Raw genomic sequence first — 22,342 nt, 5'->3', positions numbered from 1 at the left:
ATATAAGGAATCTCGGATAATGAAACTCGATAATCAAATTGCAGCAGTTGTCACCGGCGGTGCATCGGGGCTTGGGCGTGCCAGTGCCGAAGCGCTGGCGGAGCAGGGTGCAAAGGTCGCAATTTTTGACGTTAATGAAGAGGGTGGAAAAGCGGTTGCAGACGCGATCGGCGGCTTATTCTGCAAGGTCGACATAACCAGTGAGGAGAGCGTTGTTGCCGGATATGAAGCAGCGCGTGCTGCACATGGCCAAGAACGCGTCCTCGTCCACTGCGCGCAAATTTCCAAGGGTGGCAAAACGGTGCGCTATGACAAAAATACCGGAGGCTATGTCCGTTATTCTACCGAGGATTATGCATTTTCGGCGCAAGGTATTCTTATTGCCAGCTATCGGCTTGCTTCACTTGCTGCGCTCGGCATGGCTAATGCCGATCCGCTGAACGAAGATGGCGAGCGCGGTACGATTATACTTACCGCCTCTGCGGCGGCGCAGGATGCGCAAATCGGGCAGGTTGGATATGGTTCATTAAAGGCCGGTGTAAACGGGTTGGTACTCCCCATGGCCCGTGACTTGATGGATTTGGGTATTCGCATCAATTCGATCATGCCCGGTATTTTCGCAACTCCGCCAATGCTTGCGGTGAAGGACAAGGCTCCTGCGATTTTCGAAGGACTGGCTGCGTCTGTGCCATTCCCGAAACGCCTTGGCCATCCGGAGGAGTTTGGCAGTCTTGTGCTGGAGCTGGTGCGTAACGGGTATTTCAACGGGCAGAACCTGCGTCTTGATGGTGCTATACGCATGCCACCAAGATAGTCTCTGGGATTAGGGAATATATTATGAATGCACCGCAGCAATTTCCTTTCGCTCAAGCCTCGGCTGGGCCTGCACCGCTGCGTCGGCCGGGGTCCATTCGGCGAACTACGTCGATTGACTCCGATTGGCCGGATGGTTTCGGTAAAGCCTGGATAATGACCGGGGCTGCCCGCGACCTGCTGACGCCCTTTAACGGCGATGCAGTTGAACTGGCCACGGCGGATTATCGGATTCGGACATCCCCGATGCGCGAGATATTGGAAATTGCTGCGACCCCCGACCATCCACGATTACAGGAGTTGGTTGGCGTGCGCGCTGGCGGAGCAAGTCGCCGCGCATTAGAAGCCGCGCTTGGAGACATTCAGGGAACAACGCTCTTTCAGCTTCTCGACGATTTTGCCGGTGCCAGTCTGGTTGCCGGGTGGATTTGGTCGCGCTGGACCGAGGACTGGCAAAAGCGGGTATCGGGTAGCGGACAAAAAACTACGGCAGGAAACAAGGGGCGGATGGTGAATGTCTGCACCGGCTTTACCGAGGGGGCGAGCTCGCTGTTAGAGGATGGCAGTGTGGACCATCCCAACCAATCTTCGACCGAAGTTGGATTGCTCGTTAATCCGGACGATCCAATGGGGTGGCACGATCTGCCAGAGCAACAGGGGCGGCCAATGGCTCGGCGCGCACGGCGCATTGATATATGGCGCGCGGAAGGCGTTATCAAAGTGGATGCAGGGTTTCAGGACAGCGGTCCCAACCCACAAGGGACGCGGACAGCGGTACATGAATATCGTGTCTATGCCGAGATTGATGAAACGAACGACACTCTGCTGTCACTCCAGGTTTTGCCGCTGATCCTTCCTTTTCGCGAATGTCCCGGTGCAGCGATGAAGGCAGCGCGCATGGTCGGACAAAATGTTGAAGGATTCCGACACACTGTCCTCGACACATTGGCAGGCACATTGGGCTGCACACACCTTAACGACGTATTGCGCGCACTGGCCGATGTGCCCGCTCTTGTTCGCGCATTACCGACGCCAAGCGATGAGTGATAAATAAGTCACAAGACAACGGATTTGGACGCATTTCTTACAGTGAAGAGTAAAGGCACTTGTTCATCCTGTGCAACCTAGTTATACAACTAGCGAAGACAAAGATGTCCATTTTTTTAACGGGAGGATAACTTCATGACATTAAAGAATAAATCTGTTTCTGCTCGATTGTTTGCCGCAGTGTCAATCGGTGCGATTGCCATCTCGGCTGCGCCGGCTTTCGCTCAGTCCTCTGATGAGGATGAGCTTGATAGAAATATCATTGTGGTGACAGGCGTCACCAAACAAGACGCAAACATCCAGGACGTTCCCATCACGATCACGGCTTTTTCTGGTGAGGCTCTGGAAGAGCAAGGCATTCAAATGGTCGGCGATGTCGCTACCTTTACCCCCGGATTCAATATGCGCGTCGGTAGTAGTAATCCTACTGCCCTTGTGCTTTCGATGCGCGGCCAGGTGCAAAATGATGTTATTGCGACGCTGGAGCCATCGGTTGGCGTCTACTTGGACGAAATGTATGTCGCCCGCTCCTATGGGATGAATTCGGAAATGCTCGACGTTTCCGATCTTCAGGTTCTTAAGGGACCACAAGGCACATTATTTGGTCGTAATACTTCTGCTGGTGCAGTCTTGATCCGGACCAATGATCCCCAATATGATGAAATTTCCGGGATGGTCAAAGGTACTTATGGCCGGTTTAACGAGCGCGTTGGTACCGCGGTTCTCAATCTGGGATTTAACGATTCGATCGCAGTTCGCGGTGCGATCCTTTATGGTAAGCGCGATGGTTACAAGACCGATGTGAACACTGGCCAGAAATATGAGGGGCGTGAAACCCTGAATGGCCGAGTTAAAGTGGCTTTTCAGCCCACTGACACGCTGCAAATCCTGCTTTCCGGTGAATGGTATGATGGCGAGATCGCAGGGCCAACACGTCAGAATCTGTTTTACAATCTCGGCTTGACCGGTTTCGATCCCGCTGCGGCTGATCGTGCGGCGATGGGCGGTGATCCGGACCTGGTTGCTATAACCGATCCTTCGACAATTCCCGGCGCTCCTGCCCAAGGCCTTCAAAATAAGATGAAGACCGAAACATATATGGCAAAAGTGTCGCTGGAAACCGATTTCGGTGAAATCAAGTGGATCAACGGATACCGCAAAATCAAAGGTTCAAACCTCGTTGATCTCGATGGTTCTTCTACCGTGACAGGAAACCATTTTACTCAGGGAGTCCAGACTCTGGAGCAATATTCCACGGAACTCCAGTTGACCGGTCAAGGGCTGAACGATGCACTGGATTATGCGGTTGGGATCACATATTTTAATGAATCCGGCTTTGATAGTTCCCGGTCTTCGACCAATGGTGATGTGATATGGTCCGGCTTCAAAGGCACGATCGATAATGATTCCATGGGTATGTACGCCCAAGCGAGTTATCATATCAATGATGCACTCAGCTTTACCGGTGGCTTGCGTTATTCAATTGATGACAAAGGGATCACTGCACAATCAGCCGCATATCCGTTAAACGGAACTGTCCCTGCAGTTTGTTTGCCGCAATCCTACCAATTTGACCTGGTACTTGCTGGTACGCTGACGGCTGAAGACTGTAATCGCTCCCGCAGCGATACCTTCAAGAATCTTTCTTATACGGCGGGCCTCGACTATAAAATTTCCGATGATATCCTCGTATATGCAAAACACAGCAAAGGTTATCGCTCCGGCGCTCAACAGCTTCGTTCATTGACGTTGGATGACACTGCACCGGCTCAGCCTGAAATTGTGCATGAGCAGGAAATCGGACTTAAAACCCAGTTTTGGGATAGACGTATCCGGCTCAACATTGCCGGTTTCCATAACAAGGTAAAAGGTGCGCAGCGCAGCGTCATTTTGCCCATAAATGGTATTAGCCAATCTGTTCTTGAAAATGCGAATACCGAAGCCTGGGGTATGGAAGCCGATCTGGCGATTGAGGTGGTTGACGGGTTGACCTTGACCGCAGCTGGTTCGCTTATAGATCCAAAATATAAAAGCTATAATGGGTTTGTTGAGCAAGGGGGTGTGCTTACACCTAATGACAAATCGGATTTGGAATTTACCAGTATTGTTGAAGAACAATTCTCGGTCGGGGCCAATTATTCGGCAGACCTTGGTATGGCACGACTGGGCCTGAATGCGATTTATGCATGGCAAGGCAAATATCAACAAAGTGACCAGACGTTTGAGCGGTTGACTGCACCGGTGACAGCGCCCGGAGGCGGTGGCTTTAGCGCTGCTGATGCGCAAGCGATCCTGGATGCTACAACTACGCGGGCCATTGGTATTACCAATGTTCGTGCATCGCTGGCTTTTGGTGATAACGACAATTATGAAATTGCCCTTTTCGGCCGTAATATTTTTGATGAACGCGCAACCGACCTTGCGCTCTTCGTGGGTGGCCTCAATTATGTGGGTGTAAGTTATAACGAACCGGCAACCTACGGTGTTACAGGAACGATTAAGTTTTAATCTTATCAGGCATCTGTCTCACGAATAGACTAATATAGGGGGAGATCCGGTAAACGGACTTCCCCTTTTTTTATTCACTCCCGCCTGCGGAGCAAGGCGTAGGTAGAGTAATAAAAACGTTGTAAAACAATTGGTTAGGCACTTTTTCCCGTTATCGTTTAAAGTCACTTGTCTGTCCTATTCAACTTAGTTATACAAGTAGCCAGTGAGGCATTAAGGATACTCACACGGAGAGGATACTGGCTATGATTTTAAACCATAAGTTTGATTCGGCTCGGGTGCTCGCTACAGTTTCGTTGGCAGCTTTGGCGCTGTCATCAACTTCGGCTAATGCACAAGACACTGAAGAGAAAAGTAGTTATGATGGTGATGCGATTGTCGTCATCGGGGTCACCAAGCAGGATGCTGCAATTCAGGATACACCCATCGCGATCACCGCATTCAGCGGCGAAAAGCTCACAGAGCAAGGCATCGGGAAGGTTGACGAAATTGCGACCTTTACCCCCGGCTTTAATATTCGCGGCGCAGGTAATAACCCGACCGCATTAACATTTGCTATGCGTGGGCAAATCCAGAACGACAATATCGCGACGCTTGAACCATCGGTCGGCACCTATATTGACGAAATGTATATCGCGCGCGCTTATGGGCTTAACACCGAGCTTGTCGATGTTGAGAATGTGCAGGTCCTGAAAGGTCCGCAGGGCACTTTATTTGGTCGCAACACTTCGGCTGGCGCTGTTCTTATCAAAACCGCAGATCCGCGTTACGACGAAATCTCCGGCAAGATTAGCGCGACCTATGGCCGGTTCGACGAGCGCACAGGGCAAGCGGTGCTTAACCTTGGTCTTGCAGACAATGTCGCGATCCGCGGCGCGCTTTATTACCAAAAACGTGACGGTTACAAGACCGACATCAATACAGGCGAAAAATATGAAGGGCGCGAGACAATTAACGGCCGTGTCAAGCTTGGCTGGATGCCGACAGACAATCTTGAGATTATCCTGTCCGGTGAATGGTATGATACGGATATAGATGGTCCTGTCAGGCAAAATCTTTTCTTCAATGCCCCGGCAGCCTTCGGTCCAGCCAAAGCTTTTCTTGATGGGGTAGCTGCGGATGAACGCGCACGTTTCGATGGCAATCCTAATCTTGTGGCGGTCACTTCGCCATCCTTGGTTGCGGGTGCAGACCCACGCGGTGCTTTCAACGAAACCAAGACCCAAACCTATATGGCCAAGTTCATCCTTGAAACCAGCTTCGGCGAAGTGCGGTGGATCAACGGCTATCGTGGTATCCAGAGCGAGAACCTGATCGATCTCGATGGCTCAAGCGTCGTCGGTCATTTCACTGGCGGTACTCAGGATCTGAAACAATATTCGACTGAAATGCAAGCAACAGGAATGGCTTTCGATGACCGTTTGAATTTTGCAGCCGGACTCACCTATTTTCGTGAAACCGGCTTTGACCAGTCGCGTTCGAATCTTTTTGGCCCGAACATTTGGTCAAACTTCAGCGGCACGATCGATAACGACAGCTATGGCATGTATGGTCAGGTCAACTATGAGTTGACCGACAGGCTCAGGGTTACCGGTGGTTTGCGATATTCGATCGATGATCGCAGGCTGACCACACAATCAGGCAATGTTCTGGAAAATACCGACACGTTCGTTTCCTGTAGCCCAGCTACGGTAGCGATCCCTTGCCTGCGTCGTGACCAGGAGACATTTACGAACCTCTCTTATACTGCGGGTATCGATTTTGATGTTTCCGATGATATCATGATCTATGCCAAGCACAGTAAGGGATATCGTTCAGGTGCGTTGCAACTTCGTACGCTTACCTTGTCGGACTCGATTCCTTCGCAACCCGAAATTGTCTATGAACAAGAGGTCGGTATCAAGACCACGTTCTTTAACGGGCGCGGCAGCTTTAACATCGCGGGATACCATAACAAGGTGAAGGGTGCACAACGTACACCAGTTCTTGCCCCGGATGGTCTGAGCCAGACAGTGATTGAAAATGCCGATACCGAAACCTGGGGCGTGGAAGCTGATGCGTCGTTTGAAGTGGCTGATGGCTTCACTGTCTTCGCTTCGGGCGCTCTCACCGATCCCAAATATACCCGTTATGAAGGACGGGCAGTGTCGGGGCCGTCTGGTAGCCAGGTCATTGTACCGGTCGACAAGACTGATTATCGGTTCGCTGGCATCGTTGAAGAGCAATTTTCGGTCGGTGCGTCCTATAGCAGGGACCTTGGTAGCGTCGGACTTGATGCAAATGTCGTTTACGCCTGGCAGGGCAAAATGCCACAATTCGAAATACCTCCGTATCTTTATGGTTCAACGGAAATTGGTGGTCTTGGCCTTACTCCGGAACAGGCTGCAATAGTAGAAGCCGCTGCGGATTCAGATTCACTTGGCATCCTCAACGCCCGTCTTGCGCTCAGCTTTGGGCCAGAACGGAATTACGAACTGGCGCTGTGGGGTAAAAACCTCACTAACGATCAGGAGCAGCAATATACGCTCCTGCTCAGCAATATCTATATCGGTACCTCGTATAATGAACCGCGTAGCTATGGTGTGACCGCCAGCATGAAGTTTTAGACAACTGGACTCTCCAAGGGGCCTTGGGGGAGGGACGGGTAACCGGACCTCCCCCTTTTTTTATCCGGGAAAGGAATAATATGGCATCGGAACCGTCAAGCCGCCGCGGCTTAACTCTTGGATTGCTCGTGATCGTCGCGATATTCAGCTATGTTGATCGGCAGGTCTTCACGCTGTTCCAAGATGATATAAAACACGAGCTTGGCCTTCACGACGGTCAGATCGGGTTGCTGACCGGCATAGCTTTTGCTGCTTTTTACGCGCTCGCTGCCTTTCCGATTGCGCGTTATGCCGATCGCGGTGATCGCCGTCTTGTGATTGCGATATGCGTTTCGGTCTGGAGCGCGGCAACAGCGCTGTCGGCATTTGCGCAAAACTTTATGCAGATGTTGCTCGCACGTATCGGGCTTGCTGCAGGGGAGGCTGGCGCAGGTCCTGCAGGGCTGTCCTTGCTCACTGATATTTTCCCGAAAGATCGACGCACAACGATTATTTCGATCATGCTTGCCGCAAATGCTGTTGGCTTGTCAGGCGGGCTGGCACTCGCGGGCTGGTTGTCACAATGGTATAGTTGGCGCGCCGTTTTCCTGATTGTGGGACTGCCGGGTATTGCCGTCGGGTTACTTGTCTATCTGCTCGCCGCGGAGCCACGCCGGCGCGGTGTTGTGGACCCCGTCATACCGTCACAGACCAGCATCAGCGACGTGCTGCGTACCATGGCTGCTAGTACGTCACTGCGCTGGGTCGCGTTGCTGTTATGCATGGTGCCGGTTACCGGCTTCGCGTTTATATTGTGGGGAGCGTCATTCTTTCTGCGGGTCCATGATATGGACAAAACCGAGACGGGTTTCTGGCTTGGCGGGGCAATGGCGGCGGGTCTTGTCCTTGGCAATCTTGTCGCGGGCTGGGTCAGCGACCGCTTTGGTCAGGCTAACCCCGGCTTCAACGGATGGTTCGCAGGGTTAGGACTGCTGGCGTCCTTTCCCTTTGGCGTCGGTTTCGCACTGACGAGCAATCCTTATCTGGCGCTTGGCTGTTTTGTTGTTGTGAAGTTCATGATGACACTGCACCTCGGTCCGATCATCTCGCTCTGTTTTGCCCAGGTGCCGGTACAGATGCGTGCGATGACATCGGCGACCATCAACATGTTTATAGGTCTTGCAGGGGTCGGCCTTGGTGGCACTGTGGCTGGTTATCTTAGCAAGGCGTTCACGCCTGCCTATGGGGAGCTTTCGCTTCAGCCTACATTGGCAATCCTGTCAGGTTGTCTGTTGGTCGGGGGGATTGCCGCGATCATGGCGGGCTTGACGGCGAAGCCTATCGCCGAGGAAGCCTAGATCGCGGCACTCTGGATCGCTTGACGCTTGACTGAACTGCGGGTCAGGCAGTGACGGTGGCGCTTGTTGCAACTTCGGGTTTCAATCCGAACAGGCGCGCTGCGTTAAGGCCAAGGATGTCGCGGCGCAATTCTTCGGTCACGTCTAGACCTTCGAAAATCTCGTCAACGACACGGCGGCTGATGGGGAAGGTTCCCTCTGCATGGGGATAATCCGAACCCCACATGACATTCTTTGCGCCGGGAAGCCCCGCCGCAGCCGCTGTAATGCATGCGCGATCGTGTTGGAAGCTTGCCCAAACCTGATCGTCGATAATCTGGCTCGGTGCGCGGCTCAGTTTCGGATGGACGAAGTTCGCATGCGCGACGGACACTTCATCCATACGCTCGGCCAAGGCGACAAGCCAGCTTGCGCCACTTTCGATGAAGGCAACCTTGGCACCCGGATTGCGGTCCAGCACTCCGCCCGACACAAGATACATTACGCTTTGCTGCGCGTCGGTCATCTGGTTGGTATAGTTTATGATTCCGGCTCCGGGTCCGCGTTCGATAACTACGGATTCAAGGCCAGTGCCGGTATGCATGACGAATACAATACCCAGCGCTGCGGCCTTCGCGAAAATGGGATCCCAAACCTCGTCATTATATTTGGGCAGATTAGGCGGAGAAACGGCTGGCAGCATCGCTGCGGTAAAACCTTTTGAAGCAAGATAATCCAGCTCCGCAAGTGTGTTCGAAAAATCAAGAACAGGCAGCATGCCACAGCGAACGAAGCGGTTTTTGTGACCGCCAAGGAAACTGTTGTTCCAATCATTATATAGCCGGGCGGAAGCTGCTTCGGCTTCGGGATTGTCGAGCGCGTAGAGCCACAGGCCAAGCGAGGGAAAGCAGATTTCTGCATCGATGCCCTCAAGCTCCATATCTTCAAGCCTGCCGTCAATTTCACGGATTCCGCGCCGCTCGTTGTCGCCGAGTGCCTTTTCGCGGTGCTGTCCGACGCGTAGTCGATAGATGATCTTATCTTTAGTGCCGGTGATCAGATAATCACCTTCCTTACGTGAATGGATGGCATGGTTCTTGAGCGAGGCTGGAAGCCCTTCCAGAAATATATCCGCAGGCTCCATGATGTGACTGTCAGCGCTAAATATAAAGGGTTTCATTACAATATCCTCTTCGACTCGGTTTGATCTAATTTATGTGATAATAAATACCTAGTTATACAAGTAAGAGCAAGATATATCTCGACAATGCTAAATTTCTTGCCTAAACAGATACCTGTTATGGAGGCGGATATGAATTTCCAACCTTTGAATGAAACGCTCGCCAGCCGAACGGCGCGTGCGCTTGTCGATATGAGCCTCGCTGCAAAGCCCGGCGATTATCTTGGTGCGGAAAACGACCTTCTGGAAAAGCTGGGGGTTAGCCGTCCGACGCTTCGGCAGGCTGCGAAGATGGTTGAGCGGGACCGTTTGATTAGTGTGCGGCGCGGCACGAAGGGCGGCTTTTTTGCCGAACGCCCGGACGCGAGTGATGCTATCCAATCGCTGACGCGCTTTTTGCGGCTGCGCGGAGCCAACCTGGGCAACGTGATGCAGGTTACGAAGCTGGTATTTGAAGAAGCGGCTGCCACAGCTGCGAAGCTGCGGACAGAAACGGATATCGAGCAATTGACGGAATTGATTGAGGCCATTGGCGTTGATGATGGGCCGCGTGAGTCTATTGCGGCCGATGTAAAGGTGGCGCGGATAATTGCGCGGATCAGCGGCAATCCGGTGATCGAACTGGTGATGGAGATTGGGTATAGTTTTGGGCTGAGTGAGCGCAACAGCGGTCTTTACAGCGATCCCGCCCGACGTATTCTGGCGGCGGAGATGCAACGCAACCTTCTGAATGCCATCATTGACGGCGATTGCGAGATCGCTCGACTGATGGTCCGGCGACGGACGAGTAAGTTTGACCAGTGGCTGCAATTAGGCGGCATATCCGGAGATAATGGCGTATGAATATTGTTGAATATCGCGGGTTCGCCGGGACCCGTATAGAGGCGGAGGCCCTTGGGGCCGAAGATGATCCGGCGGTTCTGCTGGTCCATGGGGCAGGACAAACCCGCAAGGTTTGGGCCAGCTTGGCAGAAGGGCTGCAAAGGGCCGGACGCCGGGTTATCAGTCTTGATCTGCGGGGGCATGGCGGCAGTGAATGGCCGGAAGATGCCCGTTATGATTTCGAAGCCTTTGTCGAAGACTTGCGAGCGGTTCTAGCGCAAATGGGCACACGGCCTGTTGTTGTGGCTTCGACCTTTGGCGGCTGGATTGCCTGTGCAGCACTGGAGCGCGAGGCTGCTTTACTGGCATCCGGTTTGGTTCTGGTCGATTTACCGGTCAACCCTGATCCAGATATATTGGGAAGGATTGGCAAGCGCCTGCGTGAAGCATCAAATATTATGCCGGATCAGGCGCAGTGGGATGCGCGGCTATTAGAGGCGCTGGACACAAGTGATATGACGCAGCGCCTTACCGGGGTTGCCGCCAATATCACTGTACCAACGCTTTATGTGCGCGGCGGGATCAGCAAGCTGGCCTCGCATTCGGATGCAACTGACTTTGTCGCTCAGCTACCGGAAGGCGAATTGGCCGAGATTGATGACATTGCAATGGTCGTCACTGACGATCGTATCGACGCGCTGGGTTCGCATCTTATCGATTTTCTGGAGCGCCGCGCCCCCAGAAGTTCGCCCGAATATAGGGAAGGGTCCGATGCACGCACCTTTCGCGATGCACTGGGCTGTTTTGCCACTGGCGTTACAGTTGTCACGGCTATCGGTCCCGATGGGACGCCAATCGGGTTGACTGCGAACAGCTTTACGTCCGTCTCGCTCGACCCGCCATTATTGCTTGTCTGTATTGCGAATGACGCAGGGAGTGCCCCGGTATTGCGGGAAGCTGAACGCTTCGCTGTCAATGTCTTGCAAATCGGACAGCAGCCGACCTCGAACCGTTTTGCGGGCAAGGGTGAAGACAGGTTTGCAGCAACGCCGTGGGAAGTTGGAGAATATGGCACACCGGTGCTGAAAGGATCATTGAGCAGCTTTGAATGTGAACGTCAGAATATCCACGACGGCGGAGATCATTTCATCCTTGTTGGCCGTGTATTAAAGGCGATTTTTGAACCGCGCCGTGATCCGCTGCTCTATTTTCGAGGTAAATACCGGAAGTTGCATTTTGCTTGACGTCTAGACAAGTTGTCTGCACGATCATATGAAACCTAGTTATATAACTGAGAATCGAAGAAAAGAGAGGAAGCCGCATGGCTTGGGCAAATCAAGATAAGACTGCGATCGTCGGGGTCGGGGCGACCGACTATTATGTTCGCGGAAAAAGCTGGCCGCGCACGATCAACGATATGGCGGCCGAGGCGATTATGAATGCCTGCGCAGATGCAGGGATAAGCCACAAACAAATTGACGGTTTCTCCTATTATTCAACCGCTGGTGCAGGCTATCTGGACAAGTTTGATACCGCCAGCCTGATGGAAACTTTGGGTATGCCGCATGTCAGCTTTTCAGCATCGCTGACCAGTGGCGGGGGCGGTTGTCCCGGAGCGATCGGCCTTGCAACCGCAGGCCTGATGAACGAGGATTGCACTTATTCGGTGACGCTGATGGCGTTGCAGCAATTACCGCAGCACCGGCTTGGTGTCGTCTTTGGATCCGCCGCGCCTAGTCCGGAAAACAGTTTTCTTCAGCCGTCCGGCCTAGTCGGTCCCGGCCATTTGATGAGCGTACTGGCACGGCGCCACATGCATCTTTATGGCACGACGCAGGATGCGTTTGGTGAAGTTGTGATGGCCACGCGTGCCAATACCCACAACCGGCCAAAGGCGGTACGCAGAAATCCGCTGACCAAAGAGGAATATGATGCATCGGTAATGCTTGCGGATCCGCTTCGGCGTCTTGACTTTTGCCTTGAAACTGATGGAGCGGTTGCGGTCATTACGACCACGATGGATCGCGCCAAAGACTGCCGGCACAAGCCTGCTGTTGTCCATGCCTGCGCGCATGGCGGACAACGGGAATGGGGCCGTGCCTTTGCGTGGATGGGTATGCCTGATCCCTATTTTGCGAGTTCGGGGCACAATTTCACGGCTGATCGTGTCTGGGCGCAATCGGGTCTTAGTGCGAAAGATATGGATGTCGCGCTGCTCTACGATCATTTTAGCCCGATGGTGTTGATGCAGCTTGAAGATTACGGCTTTTGCGAAAAAGGGGAGGGCAATGATTATGTCCTTTCTGGTAAGTTGCGTTATGATGCTGAGACCGGAAAGGGGGTCAATGGCGGTATTCCGGTAAACACCCACGGCGGTAATTTGAACGAGGCCTATATTATCGGCATGACCCATATCGTTGAGGGCGTCGAGCAGGTCCGCGGCACTGCAATCAACCAAGTGAAGGATGCCGAGTTCGCGCTTGTTTCAGGCGGCCCAGCTTCGCTTCCAGTTTCCAGCCTTATCCTGCGGAGGGATTGAACCTATGACTTACGGTCCTGCAAGAGCGCTTCCCGGTGATCAAATCACGATCAGCACAAACCCGGATACAGAACCTTTTTGGCAAGCAGCCAAGGAGCATAAATTAACAGCATGCGAATGCGGTGAATGTGGCCATTTCCGGATGCCGCCAACTGCAGTATGCCCGGAATGTGGCAGCCGCGAAAAAAAATGGCCCACGCTTCCGGGAACGGGCACAATATTCAGCTATGCAATTTGCAATAAAAATCCGAAAAATGGCGAAGATTACGTCTATGTTCCCGTCGTCGTCGATCTTGACGGTGCACCGGGCACGCGCCTGATTGCCAATGTCTCAGGTTGCGATGCCGAGGACGTCCATATCGGTATGAAAGTGACCGTTGATTGGACCCCGATTCAGGACGACTGGGTCCTGCCCAACTTTCGGAAAGCCTGACCCATGCTCAATGATCTCCGGATAGTTGAAATTGGAGAAGCAATGGCGGTTCAGGTAGCGGGGCTTATGCTTTGCGAACTGGGTGCGGATGTTTTGAAAATTGAACGACCCGGCGGTGATCCCGCGCGTGGTACAGCGCCTTTTGCCAGCTGGAATCGCGGAAAGCGCAGTCTTGTTCTTGACCTCGACAGTTCTGAAGGTCGGGCTGCGCTGGACGAGCATCTGGCAGGTGCCGACGTGATATTGCACCAATTCACGCCGAAACAGGCCAACGCGCTTGGGCTTGATGATGTCAGCCTTACCGCTTCGCATCCCCGGCTCGTTATCTGCGGCATTACCGGCTCTCCCTATAATCATCCGGACGTGGAGCAGTCTGACGACGAATTGCTTGTCGCGGCCCGTGTTGGCGCGATGTATGAAAATGACGGCCACCGCGCGGGGCCGATTGTCTATCGCTATCAGCAGGGCAGCTGGGCAGCGGCGCATCTTGCCGCATCCGGCATATTGGCTCGTCTGGTCATGCGGCTTCAGTCGGGAACTGGCGGCGCAGCGCACACTTCAATTTTTCAGGGCTTTTTATCGACATTGCCCCTTGTCTGGGCACGCAACAGCAAAGGCCCGATGCCCAATACTGATCCCTATCCTTATGCGGCAAGGCCGACTGCGATCCAATTATTCCAGTGTGAGGGCGGTGATTGGCTACAGGTAATGGACCCGTCGCGGCAATTTGATTTTGCATCGATGCCGACCATGTGGGACGTTTTGGCGGAAGGTGCCGAAATTGACACGCCCGAGGGCTTGAACGAAGCGTTCAAACGCCGCCCGCTCGAAAGCTGGCTGGCTGATCTACGCGCCGCCGATATTGCGGCCGAGCCTGCCTATCCTATGGGCGAAATGCTCCACCATCCGGAGGTGAAAGCAAATCGCTATGCCATAGAGGTCGATGACCCCGACTTTGGCAAGACAATTCAGGCCAATGTTCCGTTTCATACCGACGCCGAATTGCCGCAGGGCCGCCCCGCTCCAAGGCTTGGTGAAGGCGGCGATCGCGGCTGGACTCCTCCGCCTTCGGCAACTGGTGAAGGCGCGTCTCCTACGGAGGTGCTTGAGGGCGTCCGTGTCCTCGATCTGGGAATGTTCCTTGCGGGTCCATTAGGTCCATCAATGATGGGCGACATGGGGGCTAATGTGATAAAGGTCGAAGCGCTCACCGGTGACCGTATTCGTTTCATGCATCGCTATTATCAAGCCGCATCGCGTAGCAAGCGCAGTCTGGCGCTGGATCTGACAAACCCAAAGGCGCAGCCAATTCTTGAGCGGCTGGTGAAATGGGCAGAGGTTGTTCACCACAATATGCGCTTTAAGGGCGCTACAAAACTTGGCTTGAGCGAAGAGGGAATCCGCAAATATAAGTCAGATGTAATCTTCAACTATGTCAGCGCCTATGGCCAAAAGGGCGAGTGCGGTAACTGGCCGGGTTATGATTCTATCTTCAACGCCCTTGCCGGCTGGGAGTTTGAAAACGCAGGGGAAGGCAATCGGCCTGTTTTCAACCGTCCCGGTACAATGGATGTCACTGCTGCTCAAAACTGCCTCGTCGAAATCATGGCCTCGCTATATGCCAAGCGTGCGGGCGGGCAAGGCTATACAACGCAAACATCCTTGTTAGGGGTTGCTGCCCTTACGCAGGGCGAACGGTTGATTACCGCAGACGGCGAACTTACTGAAACCTATCACCTGACAAGTGACCAGACAGGTTTCTCACCATATCACCGGATTTTCGAATGTGCGGATGGTAACTGGGTCGCGGTCGCTGCGCACAAACCGGAGCAGAAAAAGGCATTGCATTCCGTTCTTGGAGATAGTGCAGAAGGCTTTGCGGAAACCGTCAGGAGCCAAAACTCCGCCGACCTGCTCACAGCACTGGAAGCGGTCAATGTTCCATGTGATCCAGTCAATTTTGAAAATGCCATGAACAGGTTTTTCGACGATCCGCTCAATCGTGAACTGAACCTCATCTCTGTTCTGCCGCAACCGCTCTATGGAATAGTCGAACAGCCCGGTGCCTTCTGGAACTTTGGCGATATTCCGGTCGTTTTCAAACGATGCTGCCCTGATATTGGCGAGCATAGTGATGAGATTATGCGCGAGATTGGTTATTCAGACGCCGAGATCGCAGCATTTCGCGAACAGAAAGTCATTGGCTGATATGAAAACTGAGGATCTCTTGCCAGAAGGTCTTGCTGCTGCCGTCGAAGCGGCAAGCGGTGCGCGTATAACAGCGGTCAGACCGCGTGGCGGTGGCGGAGCATCGCGAGACGGTGCCGAGCTTGACCTCGCATGGCCAGACAATCGTACAGCACGCGCCTATATGAATTATGATGTACACAAGGCGGGAGCTGGCGATGATGCTGCTTTCTTGCGTGAAGCGGCGGTGCTGCGCGCTCTGTCTGGGCCACTGGCTTCGGCGGGTGTTCGTGTGGCACCCTATTTCGCATCCGTCCCAGAACAGCGGGCTTTGGTTTGTGGCCTAGTGACGGGTGATGACAGCTTTGGCAGGCTGACCGACCTACAGCAGCGTAGTACGCTCGCGAAGGATTTCATAGGGCAACTTGCTGCCCTGCACCGGATTGATGTTGCGGTTACGCCGGTTGATGGCATGGGCAAGGTCGAACCGGCATCGGAACTGATTAAGCGGCAAATTGCCAGATTGCGATCAGCAAATAGCGGCAAGGGATGGGATCCGTTAATCCACTTGTCGCTGGACTGGCTGGAGACGAATATTCCCGCCGACATGCCCGATCCGGTAATTGTTCATGGAGACGCGGGCCCGGGTAATTTCCTCTTCGAGGGAGATCGGGTTACAGCTTTACTCGACTGGGAGCTCGTTCACTACGGCGATCCAATGGCTGATCTCGCGATGCTCTGCCTACGTATGTTGTTCCAGGGTTTTGTGCCGCTTCCTGAAGCCTTTTCAGCCTATGAGGAAGCAGGCGGATATCCTGTTGATTTGCCACGTGTGCGTTATTGGCGCCTGTTGTTTCAAACGGGATTTGCACGCCGTTCCCGTTTGCACGACCCTGAGGCACCGCCTCCGCCGAATCTGGGTATGAATCTTGTTTATTCGACGATCCACCGGCGGGTTCTGTCTGAAGCGCTAGCTGATGCTGCGGGTGTTGACCTGCCGCCTGCAACGCTTCCCGAAGCACCACCTGGCAAATACGACCGGAGTTACGGAATCGCGCTGGATGATATCCGCGATACAATCTTGCCGCGCCTTTCTGATCAACAGTCCGCTGTCAAAGCTAAGGGAATGGCGCGACTGATTAAATGGTGGCGAGCGATTGAACGCTTTGGACCTGTATTTGACTCGACTGAAAAGAGCGAGATTGAATCTGCTTTGGATCAGGGTTTCGCAGGCCATAGCGCAGCATGGTCGGCCTTTTGTGATGCTGTTGCAGAAAAACGTATTGAGAGCGATCGCGCCATCATTTTGTGCAATGCCCATGAAATGCGTGAAGCGGCGCTGATGTCCGACGCGATGGGCAGTTTGGCCGCAACATCTTTTGCCCCGCTTGAATAATATTCGCCACTGGAATGACATATTTGACGAAGCGTCAATTTTTGTCTTGTCGGCCTAATCGGTCTAGTTTATCTTAGATTTCCAACGAAAAATAACGAAGGTGAGGATGTATGGCTACTGATATTCTGGGCTACGAAGGCAAGCGCGTAGTCGTCATGGGCTGCTTTTCAGGCATCGGTGAGGCCTGTGCGCGGACATTGGTCGATCTGGGCGCGGAAGTGCATGGCGCAGACATCAAACCTTCGCCAGTCAACTTGGCTAGTTTTACGGAAGTTGATCTGAAAAAACCCGATTCAATTGCTGCCGGGATCGCCAAGATCGGTGGCAAGGTCGATGCGTTATTCAACATCTCTGGCCTGCCTCAAACTTTTCCTGGCGAAGACGTTGTAACGGTCAACTTTCTGGGCATTCGGGCATGGACCGAAGGCTGGCTGCCCAATATTAATTCTGGAGGAGCCATCGTTTCGGTATCCTCTTTGGCAGGCATGGGCTATCTTAGCCGCCAACCGCTTGTTCGTGAGTTTATGGATTTTACCGATTTCACAGAGGCACGCCAATGGTATCTGGATCGTGCCGAGGAAGTGGGAGACCCTTATACATTATCGAAAGAGGCGATAAATACGTGGACGCAGATGAGTGCACCTGAGCTGATCGCCCGTGACATACGGATTAACTGCACCATGCCAAGCCCCATCGATACCCCTATGCTTGGTGAATTTAGGAAAGTCGCCGGTGATGCGGTTCTGGGCGCTTTTGCAAAGGCGAAGGGGCGTTATTCCTCCCCGGAAGAACAGGCCATGCCTCTGATTCTACTTAACAGCGATGCAGCTCGTTTTATCAGCGGCGTTTGCTTGCCTGTCGATGCCGGTTTGGCGGGTGGCCTGGCAACCGGTGTATTAGATATGCAAAAGATGATAGCGGAAGCAATGGCGGAGGCTTAGTCAGGCTGCGTCACCTGTGCCTGCACCGCCAAGCATCATCGCTATGTGATACGCTGCAGCGGCCTTTAACTCGGCATAGCTGACGCCGTCTTTGCCTTCACTGACAGGGCCGATAGCAGCAAGCCGTTCGAGCATCATCAAAATAGTTCCGCCGCAGGAATTTGGTGAGAGATTGGCCGGTATGCGTCCCGCCTCTTGCGCCCGTTTGACCTGCTCGCTGATGGCCACCATCATTGGCCGTGCTTGTTGCATCCGGGCTTCATAAAACCGTTCGTCGCCTTCTTCCGCCGCGAGGTTGCGGACGGCGAAGATGTTCCGGTTTTGATTCCACAATTCAGTATAGCATTCGACAAATGCAAGCGCTGCTTCGGTAGCGCCCGGCGCAAGCCAGTCGCGGTTGATCAACGCCTCAAGCTCGGGTGAAGTTTGCGAAGCATTTTCCAATGCGGCCAGCACGACCTCCGGCACCCCTTTGAAATAAACGTAGAAGGTCGCCGGTGACGAGTTAATGGCGCGCGCTACATCGGCTACTGAAACATCCCTAAGCCCATTTTTTTCAAGCAGACTGACTGTTGCGTCAATCAACTGCTGCCGGGTACGCTGGCCTTTGTTACCCAGTTTTCGAGGATAGCTCTCATTGGCAACGGAAATTTGTTCCAATGCGTGTGATTCTTCTGTCAATTGTTCATCCTGACCCCGTTTTTTCACTGTTTTGATAACAGCAGACTTGCGAAAAAGCAAAAAATTGACATACCGTCAATTCGATAATCTAAAAACTCTGTGGGTGAGGATCAAGAATGGGGAAATTTTCTGGAAAGGTTGCGGTAGTATCAGGTGCCTCCAAGGGGATGGGGCGGCATTTTGTCGCCGCATTGGTAAAGGAAGGTATTCGCGTTGCATGTCTGGCCAGACCATCGGACGAACTGGTCTCGCTTGCTGAGGAGCATGGCGACTCCGTTTTGGCTTTGCCCTGTGATGTTTCTGTTTCGGATGAGGTCAATAGCGCCATTTCCCAAGTGGTCGAGAAATTTGGTCGTATAGATGTCGTGGTTGCCAATGCGGCGATCTTTCACCCTTTTGCCTTTGAAGATGCCGATGACAGCATCATCCTCCAGCATATTAACGTCAATATTCTTGGCGTCTCCTGGCTAATTCGTGCGGCCATTCCGCACCTGCGTGAAACAAAGGGGCAAATCATCACCATTAGTAGTGAATCGGTGCGTATGCCGTTTCCGATGCTTGCGCTTTATGCTGCGACCAAGGCAGCGGTTGAAACACTTTGCAACGGCCTGCGCGAGGAACTGCGCTCGGAAGATATCCGTATCACAATCTTGCGATCAGGCTCGGTATCGGGCGGATCTGGCGGCAGTTTATGGACTCAGGAAACGACAGAGGCTTTCTTCAAGAAAATTATGGAAACAGGCCACGCATCCATGTCCGGTGCGTCTGCATCACCTGAATCCATGGCTGAGGCATTAGTGGCAACTATTGGCCTGCCAGCCGATATCGGTGTGGACCTGATCGAGGTTCGTGCCGCGCGCGAAGGAATTCCTGAAAAGGCAAAGACCGTGCTGGGTGAGAGCGAGTGATAGCCCGCAGCAAATTAACTCTGCTGATTGGGGCGCTCTGGATCGCTGAATTGACGGGTTCCTTCGAAACCGCGATGATATTGGCGGCACTCAAAAAGCTGATTGAGGAATTTGGCGATCCTGCGCTGGTTGGCTGGTTAATCACCGGCTATTTGATAGTTGGTGCGGCGATTGCAGCGGTTGTCGGTCGTCTCGGCGACATGTACGGGCGACGTCAGACACTGGTCACTGTGCTGGCTATAGGTGCGATCGGGTCGCTTATCAGCGCCTTATCGGAAAATTTTGGAGTGTTGCTGGCTGGCCGGTTGATGCAGGGCGTTACCGGCGCAATCTTGCCCCTTTCTATCGGTTTGGTGCACGAAAACCTAGGTAAGGACCGTGCGCCAATGGCAATCGGGCTGATGATATCCGGCGCGTCAATTGGAACGGCTGCGGGGCTTATTGTCGGTGGCATGATCGTGGATCAGTTTAACTGGCACGGTATTTTCTTTGCGAGTGCATTACTATGTTCAGTTTCCGCTGTTTCGATAATATGCTTTGTTCCGAAATCAGTGCGGCAGTTGGCGGGACCAGCTGTAGACTGGATCTCTGGCCTGGCTTTTGCACCCGGTGTGGCGTTAGTCCTGATCTATTTCAGTACCGGCAAGGATTGGGGGTGGACCAGTAGTTGGTCCCTTGGCACGCTTGCCTTGGGGCTGGCATTGATAGCATGGTGGCTATACCGTAGTCTTTCCAGCGCCAACCCGCTGATCGCGGTTCGCAGTTTCGGGAACCGTACTATTGCGATTGGCGGCGCTGTAACTGCGCTGGTGTCGATGAGCACGCTCCAGATATCTGTGTTTTTCTCTCTCTTGCTCCAAGCACCTAAATGGACCGTCGCCGGGCTTGGTCTTACAGCGACAATGGCGGGATTGGCAAAGTTGCCATCGAATATCAGTTCGGTCTTTGCAGGCCCCCTGGGAGGGTGGCTTGCGGGACGAGGGGGAGGGCGAAATGCTCTCGTCATCGGCGGGTTGATAACGACGACAGGCTGGGTTCTGGCCTTGCTGGATACGAGCAGTTTCACGATAGTCGTCGCCGAGCTAATCGTCATCTCCTTTGGTGCGACAATGCTGTTTTCTGTTGCCCCTACAATCATTGCCCATGCCTCACCGCCCGGACGGATTAGCGAGATTTCAGGCATGTTGACCGTAATCCGGCAATTGTTCCTTGGCATTGGTGCGCAGATGGTGACGACCTTATTGGCAGTAGATGTCGTGACAAAGGGAACCGAAACCTACCCCTCACCATATGCGTACCAGCTAACGATTATAGCTATTATAGCGCTCTGTGGCCTGGCGATCCTTGTCGCCTTTGCACTGCCGCGAACCCTTCAGACAAAGGATAGCAAATGAGACCATTACCTGAATTAACCGCTGAGAATACAGCATTCTGGACAGGGGGAGCCAACGGCAAATTGATGATCGCTTTTTGCAAGGATTGTGCCTCTGCTATCCATCCGCCGCAACTCATCTGTCCTCAGTGCTGGTGCGAAGAAATTGAAAGTAAACCAGTGTCGGGCACAGGAACTGTTTACAGTTACACCGTCAATCATCAGCCTTGGGCCCCCGATATGAAAGTGCCTTTTGCACTTGCCGTTGTCGATGTTGATGGTGCGCCCGGCGTGCGAGTTTCCGCCGAAGTCGTAAACGCTGACCCAGATTCAATCACCATCGGTCAGCAGATGCGCGTCAGTTTCATGAACGTCGATGATGTCTGGTTTCCGCAATGGGAGCCAGTATTATGAAAGCTACTATAACCGGTGTGGGGATGTCGGACATTGGTCGCAAGACCAATCGCCCGGCAATGGCGCATCTTGTCGAGGCTGCAAAACGCGCAATGGAATGTGCGGGCCTGACCAAAGATGATATAGATGGAATTTCGACATATCCCGGAAAAACAGACAATTCCCCCGGAATGTCACCCCTCGGAACCGGGGAGGTGCGTAATGCGCTTGGCCTTAAAACGCGCTGGCATAGCGCCATTCCTGACGGTCCGTCCCAGATGGGACCGATTATGGTCGCTGCGATGGCAGTTTTAACGGGACAGGCGCGACATGTGCTTTGCTTTCGCGCGCTCACGGAAAGCAGCTCACAGACTGCCACCAGGCGCGCTAGTATCGCGGGCGCAGGCAAAGCGCGTATGGACGGCTGGCTCAGCTATTTGATACCCGCAAACGCAATGTCGGCATCTAACTGGGCTGGCTGGATGGCGACGCGATATTTCCACGAATTCGGTATGACCCGCGAACATCTTGGCATGATAGCGACCGGGGAACGTGCTTTTGCACAGCTCAACCCCATGGCGGTTATGCAGTCACCGATGACGATGGAGGATTATCTGAAAGCCCGGATGATCTCCACTCCGCTAGGTTTGTTCGATTGTGATATACCCATTGACGGTGCTTGCGTGATTATCGTTTCCGCAGCTGATGCAGCAAAAGACTGCGCCCGCAAGCCACTGGTTATAGAGGCGATGGGCGCGGCGCTGGAGTCACAGGAAACATGGGACCAGCGCGCGGATTTGACTACGATGGGTGCACATGATTCCTGCGCTGATATGTGGAAACGCACCGATATGAAACCTAAAGATATCGACGTGCTTGCACTATATGACGGTTTCAGCATTTTCGTGCCATATTGGCTCGAAGCGTTCGGCTTTTGCGGCCACGGCGAAGCAAAGGATTTCATCGCGGAGGGTAATATCGGACCGGGTGGACGCTTTCCGGTAAATACCGGGGGCGGTCAATTATCCGGTGGCCGTCTGCACGGTTTCGGCTTGCTCCATGAAGCCTGCACTCAATTATGGGGCGATGGCGGTGCGCGTCAGGTCACCAATGCTCAGAGCGCTGTTTGCGGCATGGGTGGCGGGTTTATCGCTGGATCAATGTTGTTGCGGAAAGACTAAGGCGGACGCGCTGGCTGAA

The 22,342-nt window shown here is 53.4% G+C and carries 18 protein-coding genes; 16 read left to right on the top strand and 2 right to left on the bottom strand.

Translation table 11 applies throughout. The annotated features are described in order from the left end of the window. The first annotated feature begins 19 nt into the window (after nucleotides 1–19). From VIN76_RS12775 to VIN76_RS12755, 5 genes are all read left to right on the top strand, one after another. The gene (locus VIN76_RS12775) at nucleotides 20–814 is read left to right on the top strand and encodes an SDR family oxidoreductase (RefSeq protein WP_332042236.1); all 795 of its coding nucleotides are present in this window, start codon (nucleotides 20–22) and stop codon (nucleotides 812–814) included. A 23-nt stretch (nucleotides 815–837) separates the two neighbouring features. Continuing rightward, the gene (locus VIN76_RS12770; protein WP_332042235.1) at nucleotides 838–1,860 is read left to right on the top strand and encodes a DUF2889 domain-containing protein; all 1,023 of its coding nucleotides are present in this window, start codon (nucleotides 838–840) and stop codon (nucleotides 1,858–1,860) included. 135 nt (nucleotides 1,861–1,995) lie between these two features. Further along, on the top strand, nucleotides 1,996–4,368 hold the full coding sequence (locus VIN76_RS12765; RefSeq protein WP_332042234.1) for a TonB-dependent receptor: 2,373 nt from the start codon (nucleotides 1,996–1,998) through the stop codon (nucleotides 4,366–4,368). A gap of 245 nt (nucleotides 4,369–4,613) precedes the next feature. Further along, nucleotides 4,614–6,974, top strand: coding sequence for a TonB-dependent receptor (locus VIN76_RS12760; protein WP_332042233.1), 2,361 nt, complete (start codon nucleotides 4,614–4,616; stop codon nucleotides 6,972–6,974). An 80-nt stretch (nucleotides 6,975–7,054) separates the two neighbouring features. After that, nucleotides 7,055–8,311 carry an MFS transporter gene (locus tag VIN76_RS12755; protein ID WP_332042232.1) on the top strand — a complete coding sequence of 419 codons (1,257 nt, stop codon included), beginning with the start codon at nucleotides 7,055–7,057 and terminating at the stop codon, nucleotides 8,309–8,311. A 43-nt stretch (nucleotides 8,312–8,354) separates the two neighbouring features. Here the strand turns inward: VIN76_RS12755 and VIN76_RS12750 are convergent, their stop codons facing one another. Beyond that, nucleotides 8,355–9,470: an amidohydrolase family protein gene (locus VIN76_RS12750; RefSeq protein WP_332042231.1), complete on the bottom strand. Its 1,116-nt coding sequence runs from the start codon at nucleotides 9,468–9,470 to the stop codon at nucleotides 8,355–8,357. A 132-nt stretch (nucleotides 9,471–9,602) separates the two neighbouring features. Here VIN76_RS12750 and VIN76_RS12745 point away from each other — a divergent pair, with 132 nt between their 5' ends. The 7 genes from VIN76_RS12745 to VIN76_RS12715 all read left to right on the top strand — a co-directional run bounded on the left by VIN76_RS12745 (nucleotide 9,603) and on the right by VIN76_RS12715 (nucleotide 17,788). Further along, complete coding sequence (locus VIN76_RS12745; RefSeq protein ID WP_332042230.1) at nucleotides 9,603–10,313, top strand: FadR/GntR family transcriptional regulator; 711 nt, start codon at nucleotides 9,603–9,605, stop codon at nucleotides 10,311–10,313. Continuing rightward, nucleotides 10,310–11,536 carry an alpha/beta fold hydrolase gene (locus tag VIN76_RS12740; protein WP_332042229.1) on the top strand — a complete coding sequence of 409 codons (1,227 nt, stop codon included), beginning with the start codon at nucleotides 10,310–10,312 and terminating at the stop codon, nucleotides 11,534–11,536. The genes VIN76_RS12745 and VIN76_RS12740 overlap by 4 nt, the downstream gene beginning before the upstream one ends. A 77-nt stretch (nucleotides 11,537–11,613) precedes the next feature. Continuing rightward, entirely contained in the window at nucleotides 11,614–12,831 is a 1,218-nt protein-coding gene (locus tag VIN76_RS12735; protein WP_332042228.1) for a thiolase C-terminal domain-containing protein, read from the top strand. 4 nt (nucleotides 12,832–12,835) lie between these two features. After that, the gene (locus VIN76_RS12730; protein ID WP_332042227.1) at nucleotides 12,836–13,264 is read left to right on the top strand and encodes a Zn-ribbon domain-containing OB-fold protein; all 429 of its coding nucleotides are present in this window, start codon (nucleotides 12,836–12,838) and stop codon (nucleotides 13,262–13,264) included. Between the two features lie 3 nt (nucleotides 13,265–13,267). Further along, nucleotides 13,268–15,472, top strand: coding sequence for a CaiB/BaiF CoA-transferase family protein (locus tag VIN76_RS12725; RefSeq protein WP_332042226.1), 2,205 nt, complete (start codon nucleotides 13,268–13,270; stop codon nucleotides 15,470–15,472). Between the two features lies 1 nt (nucleotide 15,473). Further along, entirely contained in the window at nucleotides 15,474–16,847 is a 1,374-nt protein-coding gene (locus VIN76_RS12720; protein WP_332042225.1) for a phosphotransferase family protein, read from the top strand. A gap of 110 nt (nucleotides 16,848–16,957) precedes the next feature. Continuing rightward, nucleotides 16,958–17,788: a coniferyl-alcohol dehydrogenase gene (locus VIN76_RS12715; RefSeq protein ID WP_332042224.1), complete on the top strand. Its 831-nt coding sequence runs from the start codon at nucleotides 16,958–16,960 to the stop codon at nucleotides 17,786–17,788. Here the strand turns inward: VIN76_RS12715 and VIN76_RS12710 are convergent, their stop codons facing one another. After that, complete coding sequence (locus tag VIN76_RS12710; protein WP_332042223.1) at nucleotides 17,789–18,469, bottom strand: TetR family transcriptional regulator; 681 nt, start codon at nucleotides 18,467–18,469, stop codon at nucleotides 17,789–17,791. It lies immediately after the preceding gene. Nucleotides 18,470–18,585: 116 nt separating this feature from the next. On the opposite strand from VIN76_RS12710, the gene VIN76_RS12705 reads away from it, so the two are divergent. From VIN76_RS12705 to VIN76_RS12690, 4 genes are read left to right on the top strand one after another with little or no spacing between them, the layout of a single operon-like run. After that, nucleotides 18,586–19,377 (top strand): SDR family oxidoreductase, encoded by a 792-nt coding sequence (locus VIN76_RS12705; RefSeq protein WP_332042222.1) that lies wholly within the window; start codon nucleotides 18,586–18,588, stop codon nucleotides 19,375–19,377. Continuing rightward, complete coding sequence (locus VIN76_RS12700) at nucleotides 19,374–20,771, top strand: MFS transporter (RefSeq protein ID WP_332042221.1); 1,398 nt, start codon at nucleotides 19,374–19,376, stop codon at nucleotides 20,769–20,771. Before VIN76_RS12705 ends, VIN76_RS12700 begins: the two co-directional genes overlap by 4 nt. Next, complete coding sequence (locus tag VIN76_RS12695; protein WP_332042220.1) at nucleotides 20,768–21,163, top strand: Zn-ribbon domain-containing OB-fold protein; 396 nt, start codon at nucleotides 20,768–20,770, stop codon at nucleotides 21,161–21,163. The genes VIN76_RS12700 and VIN76_RS12695 overlap by 4 nt, the downstream gene beginning before the upstream one ends. After that, the gene (locus VIN76_RS12690) at nucleotides 21,160–22,323 is read left to right on the top strand and encodes a thiolase family protein (protein WP_332042219.1); all 1,164 of its coding nucleotides are present in this window, start codon (nucleotides 21,160–21,162) and stop codon (nucleotides 22,321–22,323) included. The genes VIN76_RS12695 and VIN76_RS12690 overlap by 4 nt, the downstream gene beginning before the upstream one ends. Nucleotides 22,324–22,342: the final 19 nt, after the last annotated feature.

The organism is Parasphingorhabdus sp. (assembly GCF_036568145.1).
Lineage (GTDB): Bacteria > Pseudomonadota > Alphaproteobacteria > Sphingomonadales > Sphingomonadaceae > Parasphingorhabdus.
This window is presented reverse-complemented; position numbering and strand designations above follow the sequence as displayed.